Origin of the sequence: Pseudomonas sp. 1D4 (assembly GCF_001728925.1) — a bacterium.
GTDB classification, from domain to species: Bacteria; Pseudomonadota; Gammaproteobacteria; order Pseudomonadales; family Pseudomonadaceae; genus Metapseudomonas; species Metapseudomonas otitidis.
Map to the genome: position 1 here is coordinate 12,651 of NZ_LXJQ01000013.1, position 14,317 is coordinate 26,967.

At 68.4% G+C, this 14,317-nt stretch carries 13 protein-coding genes and 1 pseudogene; 5 read left to right on the plus strand and 9 right to left on the minus strand.

Translation table 11 applies throughout. The features are described 5' to 3' along the window. Nucleotides 1-19 precede the first annotated feature (19 nt). From A7D27_RS09100 to A7D27_RS09120, 5 genes are all read right to left on the minus strand, one after another. Entirely contained in the window at nt 20-634 is a 615-nt protein-coding gene (locus A7D27_RS09100; protein ID WP_069561437.1) for a LysE family transporter, read from the minus strand. Nucleotides 635-699: 65 nt separating this feature from the next. Then, nucleotides 700-1,503 (minus strand): AraC family transcriptional regulator, encoded by an 804-nt coding sequence (locus A7D27_RS09105; protein WP_069561438.1) that lies wholly within the window; start codon nt 1,501-1,503, stop codon nt 700-702. A 70-nt stretch (nt 1,504-1,573) separates the two neighbouring features. Continuing rightward, nucleotides 1,574-1,861 (minus strand): hypothetical protein, encoded by a 288-nt coding sequence (locus A7D27_RS09110; RefSeq protein WP_069561439.1) that lies wholly within the window; start codon nt 1,859-1,861, stop codon nt 1,574-1,576. Between the two features lie 251 nt (nt 1,862-2,112). Continuing rightward, a complete protein-coding gene (locus tag A7D27_RS09115; protein ID WP_069561440.1) occupies nt 2,113-2,358 on the minus strand; it encodes a DUF1145 domain-containing protein in 246 nt (81 codons plus the stop codon). 107 nt (nt 2,359-2,465) lie between these two features. Then, nucleotides 2,466-4,253, minus strand: coding sequence for an alkyl/aryl-sulfatase (locus tag A7D27_RS09120; protein WP_069561499.1), 1,788 nt, complete (start codon nt 4,251-4,253; stop codon nt 2,466-2,468). 98 nt (nt 4,254-4,351) lie between these two features. Between A7D27_RS09120 and A7D27_RS09125 the strand changes: the two genes are divergently transcribed. Then, a complete protein-coding gene (locus A7D27_RS09125; RefSeq protein WP_069561441.1) occupies nt 4,352-5,272 on the plus strand; it encodes a LysR family transcriptional regulator in 921 nt (306 codons plus the stop codon). 1 nt (nt 5,273) lies between these two features. Here A7D27_RS09125 and A7D27_RS09130 read toward each other — a convergent pair whose 3' ends face one another. From A7D27_RS09130 to A7D27_RS09145, 4 genes are all read right to left on the minus strand, one after another. Further along, nucleotides 5,274-5,483, minus strand: a complete 210-nt coding sequence (locus A7D27_RS09130; protein WP_069561442.1) for a hypothetical protein — start codon at nt 5,481-5,483, stop codon at nt 5,274-5,276. Nucleotides 5,484-5,590: 107 nt separating this feature from the next. After that, nucleotides 5,591-6,715, minus strand: a complete 1,125-nt coding sequence (locus A7D27_RS09135) for an ABC transporter permease (RefSeq protein WP_044405802.1) — start codon at nt 6,713-6,715, stop codon at nt 5,591-5,593. Between the two features lies 1 nt (nt 6,716). Beyond that, nucleotides 6,717-9,443 (minus strand): ribosome-associated ATPase/putative transporter RbbA, encoded by a 2,727-nt coding sequence (gene rbbA / locus A7D27_RS09140; RefSeq protein WP_069561443.1) that lies wholly within the window; start codon nt 9,441-9,443, stop codon nt 6,717-6,719. Beyond that, complete coding sequence (locus A7D27_RS09145) at nt 9,443-10,513, minus strand: HlyD family secretion protein (RefSeq protein WP_069564687.1); 1,071 nt, start codon at nt 10,511-10,513, stop codon at nt 9,443-9,445. Before A7D27_RS09145 ends, rbbA begins: the two co-directional genes overlap by 1 nt. A 181-nt stretch (nt 10,514-10,694) precedes the next feature. Here A7D27_RS09145 and A7D27_RS28315 point away from each other — a divergent pair, with 181 nt between their 5' ends. From A7D27_RS28315 to A7D27_RS09160, 4 genes and pseudogenes are all read left to right on the plus strand, one after another. After that, nucleotides 10,695-10,871 carry a hypothetical protein gene (locus tag A7D27_RS28315; RefSeq protein WP_165664670.1) on the plus strand — a complete coding sequence of 59 codons (177 nt, stop codon included), beginning with the start codon at nt 10,695-10,697 and terminating at the stop codon, nt 10,869-10,871. A gap of 143 nt (nt 10,872-11,014) precedes the next feature. Continuing rightward, nucleotides 11,015-11,596 carry a murein L,D-transpeptidase catalytic domain-containing protein gene (locus tag A7D27_RS09150; protein WP_069564688.1) on the plus strand — a complete coding sequence of 194 codons (582 nt, stop codon included), beginning with the start codon at nt 11,015-11,017 and terminating at the stop codon, nt 11,594-11,596. 105 nt (nt 11,597-11,701) lie between these two features. Beyond that, nucleotides 11,702-13,711, plus strand: coding sequence for a PhoX family phosphatase (locus tag A7D27_RS09155; protein WP_069561446.1), 2,010 nt, complete (start codon nt 11,702-11,704; stop codon nt 13,709-13,711). A gap of 104 nt (nt 13,712-13,815) precedes the next feature. Next, nucleotides 13,816-14,305: pseudogene (locus A7D27_RS09160) on the plus strand (DUF4442 domain-containing protein). Nucleotides 14,306-14,317: the final 12 nt, after the last annotated feature.

Sequence of the window (14,317 nt, forward strand, 5' to 3'; positions counted from 1 at the left end):
ACAGAGCGGCGCCCAATGGTTACAGCCCGCGCAGGGCGAGCGCTGCCAGGCCCAGCAGGAGCACGCCGCACAGCCCGTGGCTGGCCCGCTGCCAGAAGGCCGAGGCGTTGCGCCGCAGCCAGGCCACCAGGCCGGCGCAGAGGAAGCAGCAGGCCACCGAGGCGGTCATGAAACCGGCGAAGAAGGTGGCGGTCTGGGCCAGGCTCGGGGCCTCGCCGACGATGCCGGCCAGAGCGCTGCCCAGAGCCCCCCAGTAGACGATGTTCTTCGGGTTGGTCAGGGAGATCGCCGCGCCGGTCAGCAAGGCGCCCCGGTCCGCCGTTGGAGCGGCTTCGTCGCCGGCCTCCGGCAGTCGCCAGGCATCCCCCAGGCTTCGCCAACCGAGCCAGGCAAGGTAGGCGGCACAGGCCAGGGTCAGCGGCACGCGCACCGCGTCCTGGGCCAGCAGCAGGGTCAGCCCGGCCAACCCCAGCAGTGCCCAGAGGGCATCGCCGGCCAGTGACCCAACCTGCACCATCAGCGCCGGACGGAAGCCATGCAGCAGGCCCCGGCGCAGGGTCTCGGCCAGGACGGCACCAGGCGACAGGCAGAACGCCACGCCGAACAGAAAGGCGGAAATGAACACCATCGACATCGAATGCTCCCAGGGCACGGCCAGAAAGGCGCGAGTATGCCGGCTCGCCCCAGGGCGGACTTGGATCAGATTGCAGCCTGGCCGCGCAGGCGCCGCCCCAGTTCGCCAGGGGTGATGCCGTAGGCGGCGCGGAAGTGCCGGTTGAGGTGGCTCTGGTCGGCGAAACCCAGGGCATGGGCCACGTCGGTGGCCGGCACGCCCGCCCGCAGCAGCCCACGGGCGCGGCAGGTGCGCAGTTGCATGGCCCACTGGCGCGGGCTCAGGCCGGTTTCCTTCTTGAAGGCACGCAACAGGTGGAAACGCGAGACGCCCACCAGCGCGGCCATTTCCTCCAGGTCGGGCGCGTCCTGCAGACGGTCGGCCAGCAGGGCCTGGACCCGAGCCACCGGCCCGCGCCCGAGGGCGGTGGTGCGCGGCAGGCGTGCGGCGCAGGCATCCACCAGGTGCGCCAACGCCTCCAGCAGGCGTTCCTCGGCGCGCTCGCGGACGTGGGGATCAGCCTGCAGGCCCAATACGACCGCTTCGCTCAGGCACTGCCCCAGACGCGGCTGGCGCCAGCAGGCACGCTCGAACTCCAGGTGGGCCAGGCCGAAGTCGGCCGCCAGTCGGTCAGCGGCCAGGTAGAGACCGGCGAAGCGCCAGGGCTCGCCGTCCTTCACGCCACCGCCCTGGATCTGGCCGGGGTTGTAGAGGGTGATGTCGCCCGGTTGGGCGCTGAAGGTGCGCCGATCCAGCCACACCTCTTCCACGCCGACGAGGTTGACCCCGATGACGCATTCGTCGTGGCTGTGTTTGGCGAAGCGGTGGCCGGTGCCGCTGCAATGGGCAACTTCCATCCAGCCCAGCATGGCCTGTCGGGAAGAGAACATCGCATCCGGCCCAGGAGGGAAAGGCGCCGAGCATACGGCGCCCGCTATCGGGCCGGCAATGTGCAGGCGGTCAGGCCACCTGGGCCGGGGACGGCTCGGCGAGGCTGCGACCCAGCGGCAGGTTGGCCATGGGCAGGCTGTGCAACGCGGTATCGGCCTCCAGGCGCAAGGCATCGGCCTCGTCGAGCAGTTGGCGCCACTGCCGGGCATCGATCACGGCGAAATCGTGCAGCGCATCGATGTAGCCGCGCGCCACCGCGAAGCGGTAGGCAAGCGCCCGGCGGTCCGGCGCGCTGCGCATCAGGGCCAGTTGCGTGCGCGCATTGTTCAAGGCCAGTTCGGAGGAAATCTTCATCATGTGGGCTCCTTGCATGCGTCCTCGCAGGGGCACCTCTTAAAACCTGGGCGAGGCCGTCAGCGCAGGTCGTTTTCAGAAGTGCCCGATAGTCGGCGCTCCCTGGCGCATCGACAGGGTTATGAACACGCCATCCCGCTCCAGGTTCAGCCGATCGTTCAACAGAACAGACAGGACCCCGTCAGGTGCGACGGGGTCCGACATCTCCTACGCAGTTGCCATTACAGGGCTATGACAGGCAGAGGCGCCCGGCCTCAACGCAGGCCGCGCAGGTGCAGGAAGCCGAACAGCAGGACCTGGACGCGCTCCAGCCAGGGCGAAGGCCGGGCCCGCAGCTTGCGGTTGAACAGCGCGGCTTCGCCGATGTGGGCCAGCAGGACCAGGGCGGAAACCAGCAGCAACGGCCGGTGCAGGGTATCGCCGAAGGGGTAGATGACGTTGAGCAGCGCCACCAGCCAGAACATGGCCAGCGCGCCCTTGAGGAAGGAAGGCAGGTGCATGGTGTCTCCATCGTGAGGGGCGGGAGACAGAGTGTGCCGCCTGGTGACGGCACGACTCTCCGCACTTTTGGTTGGCAGGACGCCCCGGCGGGCGCGCCCTGCCCGGCTCAGCGCACGGTGAGGGCGATGGGGGCGTCCTCGAAATCGAAGCAGCCGAGGAAGGTCTTGATGTCGAGCAGGTTGCCATCGACCTTCACGTCCCCCAGCAGCGCGCCCTTGAGCAGGCTGTTCTCGCCACTGATGACGGTGTCCAGGTAGCGCTTGTCGAGGGTCAGGCGCAGGGGTACGGCAGGGTCGATGCCGGACTTGAGCTGGGCCACGCCGCGGCGGACTTCCAAGGTCCAGGCTTCGTCGATGTCGGGGAAGGCGAAGCCCAGGGCCAGTTCGACGTCGCCGCTCTTCTCCGGGTCGATGCGGGTCACCCAGTTCTGCAGGAAGATGCGCGCCGGCAGGTTCTTCAGCATGTCCGGCGAGAGGAAGGCCGAACGCACCCGGCGGGACATTTCCAGCGCCACGTCGCCCTCCAGCTTGCCCTCCAGCTCCATGGCGCTCATCAGGTACCAGTTGCGCCAGTTGATGTTCATGCTGGCGTAGCCCAGGCGACGGAAGCTGCGGGCCTTGATGTCGCGGGCGAGCGTGTCGTCATGGTCGATGCGAATGGCGTAACCGGCCAGCTCGGCCGCCCACTGCCAGTCACCTTTCAGGTAGGCGTCGCCGGCTGCCATCAGCACCTTGTCGCGCCCACCCATGAGGGCGATCAGGCGCTTGGCCTTCTCCGCCGGCGGGATGGGGTCGAGGTCCACCGGGTCACCCTGGAACCAGCCCAGATAGCCCTGGTAGATCTGCCGCACGCTGTGCTTCACGGTGCCGTAGTACTCGCGCAGGTAGGGCGTGTAGCCGGCCAGGTGCGGCGGCAGCTTGACCTTCTCCACCAGTTCGTCAGGGGTCAGGCCCTTGTTCATCCAGCGCACGGTCTGGTCGTGGATATAGGCGATGCCGTCGCGGGTCATGCGCAGCACCTCCTCCACCTTCTCCCGCCCACTCACCGGCTGGCCGTGCAGCGGCACCATCACGTCAGCCTGGAAAGCGCGCAATTTGTCCAGGCTCGCCACCCACACCACCGGGTCGCGGAACTTGGTGCCGCGCAGGGTGTGGATGTTGGGCAAGGTCGGCCCCTGGATCACTTCGGCACTGATCAGCACGCGGTTGCCGGGCAGGTAGAGGACGATTTCGTCCGGGGCCTCGCTGGGCACATGGAGGAACTGCACCGGCAGGCCGGCGATGGTGGTGTCGAGGCTGTCGCGGAAGGTGTCGGTGGGGGCGATGAAGGTGGAGGCGCCCTCGTGGGCCTGCGGCCCGATCCCGGCGTTCATGTCGCGCCTGTCCTCGTCGGAGAGCGCAACGCCGAAGCTGTAGCCCGAGCGCATGGCGAGGATCGGCCCCACCAGCGAACCCTGGGTGACGACGTTTTCCAGCAGGGTTTCCTGGGCGTAGATACGCACCTCGCCGCTCTTGACCTGTTCTTCACTGACGAAGGCCTTCACGCCGTTGATGTGGTCCGGGTGGAAGTGGGTGTAGACGATGGCCTTGATGGGCTTGTCGCTGATCTTGCGGAACTCGGCGAGGACCTTGCGCGACTGATCCACCGACTCGCCGGTGTCGACGATGATCAGACCCTCGGGCGCCTCGATCATCACGCTGTTGGCGAGGTTCCAGCCCACCGCCGACCAGACGTTGTCGGCCACCTGGTAGACCTTCTGGTTGAAGTGCCGGGTGTGTTCGGCCAGCTCGGGGTTGATGCTGGCTTTCAGGGTTTCGTCAGGCAGCGCGGCGTCGGCCCCCAGGGGCAGGGTCGCGGCCAGCAGCAGGCTGCTGAAGCGGGTAGTCAGTCGCATGGTCGGCTCGTTGTTGTTGTGGATGAGCGCTGACAGGCTGGCAGCGGCCGAACGATAATGCCAATGCATTCTTATTCAGTTTTCAATGCAGACCGCGCATGAACGACCTTCGCCAGCTCCGCCACTTCGTCGCCCTGGCCGAACACGGCCACTTCGCCCGTGCCGCCGAGGCGGTGAGCCTCAGCCAGCCGGCCCTGAGCCGCAGTATCCAGGCCCTGGAGAACGGCCTGGGCTGCCGCCTGCTGGACCGGGGCCCGCGCCAGGTGAGCCTGACCGCCCACGGCCGGCTGGTGCTGGAGCATGCCCGGCGCCTGCTGGACGGCGACCGTGCGCTGCGCAGCGCCGTCTCCCAACTGGACAACCTGGGCAGCGGTGAACTGCGCCTGGGTGCCGGCCCCTACCCCGCCGCCCGCCTGGTGCCACGAGCGCTGGGGCGCTTTGCCGGGGCGCACCCGGGGGTGCGGGTGCAACTGGCCATCGACACCTGGTACAGCCTGCACCAGCGCCTGCTGGACGATGCCCTGGAGCTGTTCGTGGCCGATGTGCGGGAGCTGCGCGACGACCCGCAACTGGAGGTCACGTCCCTGCGTAGCTGGCCCGGGGTGATCTTCTGCCGACCGGGTCACCCGCTGCTGGGCCGACGCCGGCACCGGCTGACGGCGGCCGACCTGGCAGCCTACCCGCTGGCCGGCACCCAGGTGCCCGCCGAGGTGGCGCAGGCCCTGGGGCGGCTGGCAGAAAACGGCCAGCCACTGGGCATCGAGTGTGACAACTTCATGGTGCTGAAGGCCCTGGTGGCGGCAAGCGACGTGCTGAGCATGGCGCCACTGGACGTGGTGGCCGAAGAGATCGAAGCCGGGCGCCTGGCCCTGCTGGAGCTGGCGCCCGGCCTGCTGTCACAACGCTCGGCCTACGGCCTGGTCAGCCGCGCCGGGCGCACCTTGTCACCGGCCGCCGAGGCGATGCGCGAGTTGATCCTCGACGAGGACGCCCGCACCCCTGCGGCCTTGCCTGGCTGAGCTAGCGCCCCCAGCCACTGCGGCCATCATGGTCATGACGGCCACGGCCCTGCCAGTAACGTGGTCCGCCTTCCGGCTGGCCGCCCCAGTTCTGCAGGCGCGGGGTGTAGTCGTGGCGGCGTTCGTCCCAGTCGTTCCGGGGTTGGCGCCAGTCGTGGCGCCGGTACTCGTGGCGCTGGTAGTGCGGCGGGGTGCAGCCTGCCGTCGGCAAAATCCTTTACGGCGTATTTCCACGCACCACGGCGAGGCAGCGCGCCCCGTCCACCCGTGGGTATGGGCAGCGGGGCGGCCGGCAGACGGAGGGCCGGCGCCCCCGTATCAGGCCATCTGCGTGATGGTGGCGCGGAAGCGCCGCAGGGCGGCGAGGAAGAAGGCGCTGCCGATGGCGAGGATGGCGAGGAACTGCGGCCAGACGATGTCGAGGCCGGCACCGCGGTAGAGGATGCCCTGGGCCAGGGCGACGAAGTGGGTGGTGGGGGCGATCAGCATCACGTGCTGCACCAGCTCCGGCATGCTCTCGCGCGGGGTGGTGGCACCGGAGAGGATCTGCAGCGGCATCAGCACCAGGATGGTGAGCAACCCGAGCTGCGGCATGGAGCGGGCAACGGTGCCGAGGAAGATGCCCATGGAAGTAGTGGCAAACAGGTGCAGCGCGGCCCCTACCAGGAACAGCGACAGCGAGCCGCTGATGGGCACGGCCAGCCAGCCGCGTACCACGAACACCAGGCTCAGGGCGGTGGCCACCAGCACCACCAGCCCCATGGACCAGACCTTGGCCAGCATGATCTCGAAGGCGGTGAGCGGCATCACCAGCAGGTGCTCGACGGTGCCGTGTTCGCGCTCGCGGATCAGCGCGGCGCCGGTGAGGATGATGGAGAGCATGGTGATCTGGTTGATCACCTCCATCACCCCGCCGAACCAGGCCTGGGTGAGGTTGGGGTTGAACAGGGTGCGCATCTCCAGTTCCACCGGCATGGCCTGCTGGCCCCGGTGCCGGGCGACGAATTCGTTGACCTCGGTGGAGATGATGTTCTGCACGTAGCCGGCGCCGCTGAAGGCCTGGCCGATCTGCGTGGCGTCGACGTTGAGCTGCACCACCGGGTTGCGTCCGGCGAGCACGTCGCGCTGGAAGTCCGGCGGGATGTCGAGGGTGAAGGTGTAGCGGCCGGTGTCCATGCCACGGTCCATGCCGGCCTGGTCGATCAGCTCGGGCGTGCGGAAGTACGGCGGCTGGAAGGCATTGACCAGGCGATTGGAGAGCTGCGAGCGGTCCTCGTCGACCACGGCGATGGGCGCGTGGTGGAGGGTTTCCGGCAGGCCGGTGGCGGAGCTGTAGACGCCCATGCTGAAGGCCCAGAGGATCAGCGCCAGCATCGCGTAGTCACGCTGCAGGCTGCGGAACTCCTTGAGCCCCAGTTGCAGGATGTTGCTCAGGCTGCCCATTTCAGACCTCCTGCTTCTTCAGCGACAGGACGCTGAGGCCGAGCAGCACGGGGATGGTGATCAGCAACGGCACGAAGTAGCCGGCCAGGTCGCTGAACCCCAGGGCCTTGGAAAACACCCCGCGGCTGATGATGAGGAAGTGGGTGGCCGGATAGGCCTGCCCGACCAGGGCCGCCGCCCCCTCCAGGGACGACACCGGGTGGATCAGCCCGGAGAACTGGATCGCCGGGACCATGGTGGCGATGGCCACGCCGAACACGGCGGCGATCTGGCTGCGCATGAAGGTGGACAGCAGCAGGCCGAGTCCGGTGGCGGTGATGACGTAGCACAACGCGGCCAGCACCAGGGTGACGAAGCTGCCCTTGAGGGACACCCCGAACACCACCACGGCCAGAGCCACCATGAGCAGGAAGTTGATCATGCCCATGGCGACGTAGGGCAGTTGCTTGCCAAGGAGGAATTCCAGGCGGGTGACCGGCGTGACGTAGAGGTTGGTGATGGAGCCCAGCTCCTTCTCGCGCACCACGCCGAGGGCGGTGAGCATGGCCGGGATCATGATCAGCAGCAGCGGGATCACCGCCGGCACCATGGCTTCCAGGCTCTCCACGTCGGGGTTGTAGCGGTAGCGCACTTCGGTGGTGACTGCCGTGGTGTAGCCGCCGGAGGGCGAGCGCCGCGCGAGTTCAGCGAGGTACTCCAGGTGCAGGCCCTGGACGTAGCCCTTGACGGTGTTGGCGCGGGTGGGCATGGCACCGTCGATCCACACGCCGACGGTGGGCCGGGCGCCGCGCTTGAGGTCGCGGCCGAAGCCCGGCGGGATCTCCACCGCCAGGCTCAGCTCGCCGCTGCGCATGCGCCGGTCCAGTTCGGCGTAGTCGTGGATCGGCGCGCGCTCGATGAAGTAACGCGAGCCGGCCAGGTTGAGGGCATAGGCCTCGCTGGTGGTGGTCTGGTCGCGGTCGAGCACGGCATAGGAGAGGTCTTCGACGTCCATGCTGATGCCGTAGCCGATGATGAACATCAGCAGCACGGTGCCCAGCAGCGCGAGGGTCAGGCGGATCGGGTCGCGGCGCAGCTCCATGCTTTCGCGCCGGGCGTAGCTGAACAGGCGGGCGAAGCTGAAGCCCCGGTCCTTGCTCGTGCCCTCCCCGCCCTTTGCCAGCACCGGTGCGGCCTGGGGCGCCTGGCCGCTGATGCCGGCGGCCTCTTCGAGGTAGGCGATGAAGGTGGCTTCCAGAGTGGGCAGGTTGCGCTTGGCGATGAGGCCGGCGGGGGTGTCGCTGTCCAGCACGCGCCCGGCGTGCATGAGGGAGATGCGGTCGCAGCGCTCGGCTTCGTTCATGAAGTGGGTGGAGATGAAGATGGTGACGCCGTCGTTGCGCGAGAGGTCGATCATCAGCTCCCAGAAGCCGTCGCGGGCCACCGGGTCCACGCCGGAAGTGGGTTCGTCGAGGATCAGCAGCTCGGGACCGTGGATCACCGCCACGGCCAGCGACAGGCGCTGGCGGATGCCCAGAGGCAGGCCTTCGGGCAGCTCGTCCTGCACGCCGTCGAGGTCGAAGCGCTGGAGCATTTCGCCCACCCGCGGGCCGATGCGCTCGGGCGGGAGGTGGAACAGCCGGGCGTGCAGTTCGAGGTTCTGCCGCACCGTCAGTTCGCCGTAGAGGGAGAAGGCCTGGGACATGTAGCCGACCCGCCGGCGGGTGGCCAGGTCGCTGGCGTCGACGTCCTGCCCGAACAGGGCGCAGCGCCCTTCGCTGGCCGGCAGCAGGCCGGTGAGCATCTTCATGGTGGTGGACTTGCCGCAGCCGTTGGAGCCGAGGAAGCCGAAGATCTCGCCGCGCTCGATGCGGAAGCTCACGCGGTCCACGGCGACGAAATCACCGAAGCGGCAGGTGAGCCCTTCGGCTTCGATGGCGATCTCGCCGTTGCCGCGCTTGCGGGGCGGGATGCTCAGGCGGTGGTGGCCGCTGCGCTTCTCTTCGGGCAGCAGGGCGATGAAGGCTTCTTCAAGGGTGTCGCAGCCGGTGCGCTGGCGGATCTCGGCCGGGGTGCCGGTGGCGAGTACCCGGCCGGCGTCCATGGCCACCAGGCTGTCGAAGCGGTCCGCCTCTTCCATGTAGGCGGTGGCCACCAGCACGCTCATGCCTTCGCGGCCCTGGCGGATGCGCCCGATCAGTTCCCAGAACTGGTTGCGCGACAGCGGGTCGACGCCGGTGGTGGGCTCGTCGAGGATCAGCAGGTCGGGGTCGTGGATCAGCGCGCAGCACAGGCCGAGCTTCTGCTTCATACCACCGGAGAGTTTGCCGGCGGGCCGTTCGCGGAAGGGGTCGAGCCCGGTGCTGCGCAGCAGGTCGTCGATGCGCCGTTCGCGTTCGGCACGGTCGTGGCCGAACAGGCGTCCGAAGAAGTCGACGTTCTCGAACACGGTGAGCGTCGGGTAGAGGTTCTTGCCCAGCCCCTGGGGCATGTACGCGACCCGCTGGCAGATGGCGCGGCGGTGGCGGGCCGAGCGCATGTCGCCGTCGAGCACGCGGATGCTGCCGCTCTGCATGCGCCGGGCGCCGGAGAGCAGCGCCAGGAGGCTGGACTTGCCGACGCCGTCGGGGCCGATGAGCCCGACCATGCAGTTGGCGGGGATGGCCAGGTCGACCTCGTTCAGGGCGAAGGTGTCGCCGTAGCGCAGCGAGACCCCGCTCAACTGCGCTACATGGCTGACGGCGTTCATCAGGGCACCTTGATTTCGAGGTGCTCGGGCCAGGTGGCCGCTTCATCCAGCTTGAGGTAGGCCATGCCGGGTACGCCGGTCTTCACGGCGGTGATGTGCTGCTTGAGCAGCGCCGGGTCGATGCGGGCCTTGACGCGGAACACCAGCTTCTCGCGCTCGCTGGCGGTCTCTACGGTCTTGGGGGTGAATTGGGCGACGCTGGCGACGTAGGAGACCTTGGCGGGGATGACGTACTGCGGCACGGCGTCGATCACCAGCCGCGCTTCGGAGCCGAGGGTGACGCGGCCAGCCTGGGGCGCGGGGAGGAAGAAGGTCATGTAGACGTCGCCCAGGTCCACCAGGTTGAGCAGCTTGCCACCGGCCCCCAGCACTTCGCCGGGCTGGGCGACGCGGTACTGCACGCGGCCGTCGCGGGGGGCCTTGAGCAGGCTGTCTTCGATGTCGGCTGCCAGCCGGGTGACGGAGGCGCGCGCGGCTTCGATGGCGGATTCGGCCTCGATCACCTGGGAACGGGCGGCTTCGATACCGGCCTTGGCCGAGACCACCTGGGAGCGCGAGGCGGCCAGGGCGGCCTGGGCGCTCTGCATCACGGCGCGGTCATCGTCCAGTTGCTGTTGGGGCAAGGCATTGCGCTTGACCAGGGCCTCGGTGCGGGTGAAGCGCTTGCTGGCGGCGGTCAGCTCGGCCTCACGCTGGCCGACCACGGCTTCGGCGGTGGCTTGCTCGCTCTGCCGCTGGGCCACCAGGGCCTGAGCGGTGAGGCGGGCGTTCTCGGTCTGGCGCACCTGGGCTTCGGCCTGGGAGAGCTGGGCCTGGAGCACCTGGGTGTCCATGCGCGCGACCACCTGGCCAGCCTTCACGAAGTCGCCCTCGTCCACGAGGATTTCGGCCACGCGGCCGGCCAGCTTGGTGGCCACGTCCACTTCGGTGGCCTCGATGCGGCCATTGCCGCTGGCGAAGCCCTCTCCCAGGCCGGCCGGGCGCAGCACCCACCAGGCGCCGGCGCCGAGCGCGGCGACCACGAGCGCGGAGACGATCCAGCCCCGAACCTGTTTGCTTGGTTGCTTCATTTTTCAGTCCATTTCCTTGTGATGGTGGGGATCATCCGATAACTCCACGGAAATCACCTTGATACAGGTCAGGGTGCCTCCGCCGAGGATGAGGGCGCTTCCAGCGACTTGCGATATGATGGCGCCCGGCCTGATCGGCCAGACTCTCCAGTGACCGGCGCCAAGGCGCCATGGACCTTGTATGAACGACACCCTTCAAGACACCGGCGCTCCGGCCGCCCCCGAGACCAGCCCTGAGGCGACCGAGAAAAAGCCGAAGCAGAACCTGCCCTGGTACCAGACCCTGAAAGGCCACGACCGTGGCCAACGCCCCGGCATGCCGCCGCGCGGCTCGCGCCGTTCCATGGGCAAGCGCTGACGCTCTGTGCCCCGCCGGCGACCCCTTGCGGGTCGCCTGGACGCGGCCTTCGATCCTTGCCTGGCCGCGTCGATACCTGTCCCTCATCTTGCGTCCTCCGTGACTCCGGGGTTCAGCGGCGGCTGCTCCAACGAGGCCGCCCCATGCGCCAATCCCTCGTCGTCCTCCTGCTGTTGCTCTCGCCTGTTGCCGCCCTGGCAGACGACTTGCGCCAATGGGTGCCGGCCAGCGAGATGCCTGGAATCCTAGAGCGACTTCGCGGTGATAACCACTCGCATTTCGCCGTGGTGGATTACGGCCAGCGCTCCAACGAGCCACGCTTCCTGCTGTTCGAGCGGCGCAGCCATGCGCTGCTGGGGCGGTTTCGCGTGGCCCACGGGCGCGGCTCGGACGCGGACCACGATGGCTACGCGGAGCGTTTTTCCGATCGTCCAGGCAGCCTGGCGTCTTCACTCGGGGTGTTCCGCACGGCCGAGGTGTTCCAGAGCGAGGCACCGGGCCACGGCCTCTCCATGCGCCTGGAGGGGCTGAGCCACAGCAACCGCAATGCGATGGCACGGGCCATCGTGGTGCATGCACGGGACTACATGGAGCGGGACTTCATCGAGGCTCATGGCGTGGCGGGCCGCAGCAACGGCTGCCTGGTGCTGGCCAGCGCCGACCGTGACCGGGTGATCCGCCAGTTGCAGGGTGGCGCACTGATCTTCGCCATCGGTCCGCGCTGACGATTTTGCGTGCCGGCTCACGCCGCCGGGTGGCACTGTCATTTTCCGGTCGCTTTTGGGCTTTAGCGTCAGGTCTCCGTCGATTCGCCTGTATGGAGACATGCCTTGAACCACGAAAACAACGACACCGCCGTGCTGTTCGGCAACGGCGACGAGCTGCCCAGCAACGGCTCGGACAACCTGCACATCAGTGACCTGATCGCCGGTCTGAAGCGCCGCGAGGTGCTGGCCGGTGGCGCCACCCTGGGCGCCCTCGCCTTCCTTGGCGTGAGCCTGCCCGGCCAGGCCCAGGCCACCGAGATCGAGGCCGAGGCACGCGGCCTGGGCTTCCCCTTCCGTCCGCGCAAGCGCTTGGGCTTCGAGGGCATCCCCACCGGTCGCGCCGACACCGTGACGGTGCCGCCGGGCTACAAGGCCACCGCGTTCATTCCCTGGGGTACGCCCATCACCGGCCGCTACCCGGCCTTTGCCGATGACGCCAGCAACAGCGCCCAGGACCAGGCCGAGCAGACCGGCATGCACCACGACGGCATGCACTTCTTCCCCATCGATGCCCGCCACGGTTTCGGGATACGTTCGGACCACGGCCTGTTGGTGCTGAACCACGAGTACATCGACGCGCCGCTGCTGCACCCGAACGGCCCGACCGTGGTGAACGGCAAGCGCACCAGTGCCGAGGAGGTCCGCAAGGAGATCAACGCCCATGGGGTGTCGGTGGTGGAGATCCGCCGTGACGTGCGCGGCGAGTGGAATGTGGTACCCAGCCCGCGCAACCGCCGCATAACAGCAGCGACGCCGATGCGCATCAGCGGCCCGGCACGTGGACACGCGCTGATGCAGACCCGCTACAGCCCGGACGGCACCCAATCGCGCGGTACCCAGAACAACTGCTCCAACGGTTTCACCCCCTGGGGAACCTACCTGACCTGCGAGGAGAACTGGGCCGGCTACTTCGCCACCCGCGACGCCGACCTGCCCCGCGAGCTGAAACGCTATGGCCTGCGCAACACCAGTCGCTTCGGCTGGGAGACGCTGGCGGGCGATGAGTTCGAGCGCTTCGACGCGACCCGCAAGGCTGCCGATGCCAAGGGCGACTACCGCAACGAGCCGAACCAGTTCGGCTGGATCGTGGAGATCGACCCGTTCGACCCCACCTCCACCCCGGTCAAGCGGACGGCCCTGGGCCGCTTCGCCCACGAGGGCCTGATCTTCGCGCCGGTGAAGCCGGGCCGTCGGGTGGTCTGCTACTCCGGCGATGACTCGCAGAACGAGTACATCTACAAGTACGTGAGCCGTGACACGTTCCGCCCGGGCAAGCGCAACCATCGCCTGCTGGACAACGGCACACTCTACGTGGCGCGCTTCAACGCCGATGGCAGCGGCCAGTGGCTGGCCCTGGACATCAACGACCCGGCCTTCCAGCAGGCCTGCCAGAAGGCCGGCGTGACCTTCGCCGACCAGGGCGATGTGCTGGTGAACACCCGCCTGGCCGCCGATGCCGTGGGCGCGACCAAGATGGACCGCCCGGAATGGGGTGCGGTGAACCCGGACAACGGCGAGGTGTACTTCACCCTCACCAACAACACCGCACGCACCACGCCGGACGCGCCCAACCCGCGTCCGAACAATGCCTACGGCCACATCATCCGCTGGCGCGAGCAGAGCCGTGACTACGCGGGCGCACGCTTCAACTGGAACCTGTTCCTGCTGGCCGGCCCGCAAAGCGACAGCCGTGGCCCGAACGGCCAACCGCTGGACGCCGGCTCCATCCTCGCCAGCCCGGACGGGCTGTGGTTCGACGAGGACGGCCGCCTGTGGATCCAGACCGACATGAGCGGCAGCCAACTGGCGTCCGGCCCGTTCGGCAACAACCAGATGCTGGTGGCGGACCCGCGCACCGGGGAGATGAAGCGCTTCCTGGTAGGGCCGCTGGGCGCGGAGATCACCGGGATCACGGCGACCCCGGACTTCCGCACGCTGTTCGTCAACATCCAGCACCCGGGCGAGGGCTCGACCCCGACCAACCTGACCAGCACCTGGCCGGACGGCCCAGGCCGCCGGCCGCGTTCGGCAACGGTGGTGATCACCCGGGAAGACCGCCGACGCATCCTCTGACCCCTCCGCCACTGGCCGAACTGCCAGGGCACTCCGACCGGCCAGCAATGGCCGGTCCCTTTTGACACTGGGAGACTGGCGGCTCACTCACCACGAGCCTCGCCATGCCGACCAACCGCCTTGCCAAAGCCACCTGGCTGATCACCCGCCTCCCCGCTGCACTGCACACCCCCTTGCTGAGCCTGCTGATCGGCAGCCAGGTGAAGTTCGCCGGTACCGGGCGCATCCGCGTCCATCACCTGGGCCCCGACCGGGCGGTGATGAGCCTGGCCAACCGCAGGCGCGTACAAAACCACATCGGAGGCGTGCATGGCGCTGCTGGCGGAGTCGGCGACGGGCATCCTGGTGGGCATGAGCGTGCCGGATACCCGCATTCCGCTGATTCGCACGCTGCACGTGGACTACCTTCGGCGAGCAAGTGGCGGCCTCAGGGCCGAAGCGCGGCTTTCGTCCGAGCAATTACGCCGGATCGAGGAGGAGGAAAAGGGCGAGGTGACCGTGGAGGTGCGCGTGACCGACGAGAGCGGTGCCGAGCCGATCCGCTGCGAGATGATCTGGGCCTGGGTGCCGCGTAGGAAAGAGCGCGTCGACTAAGCTTGCCGGCAC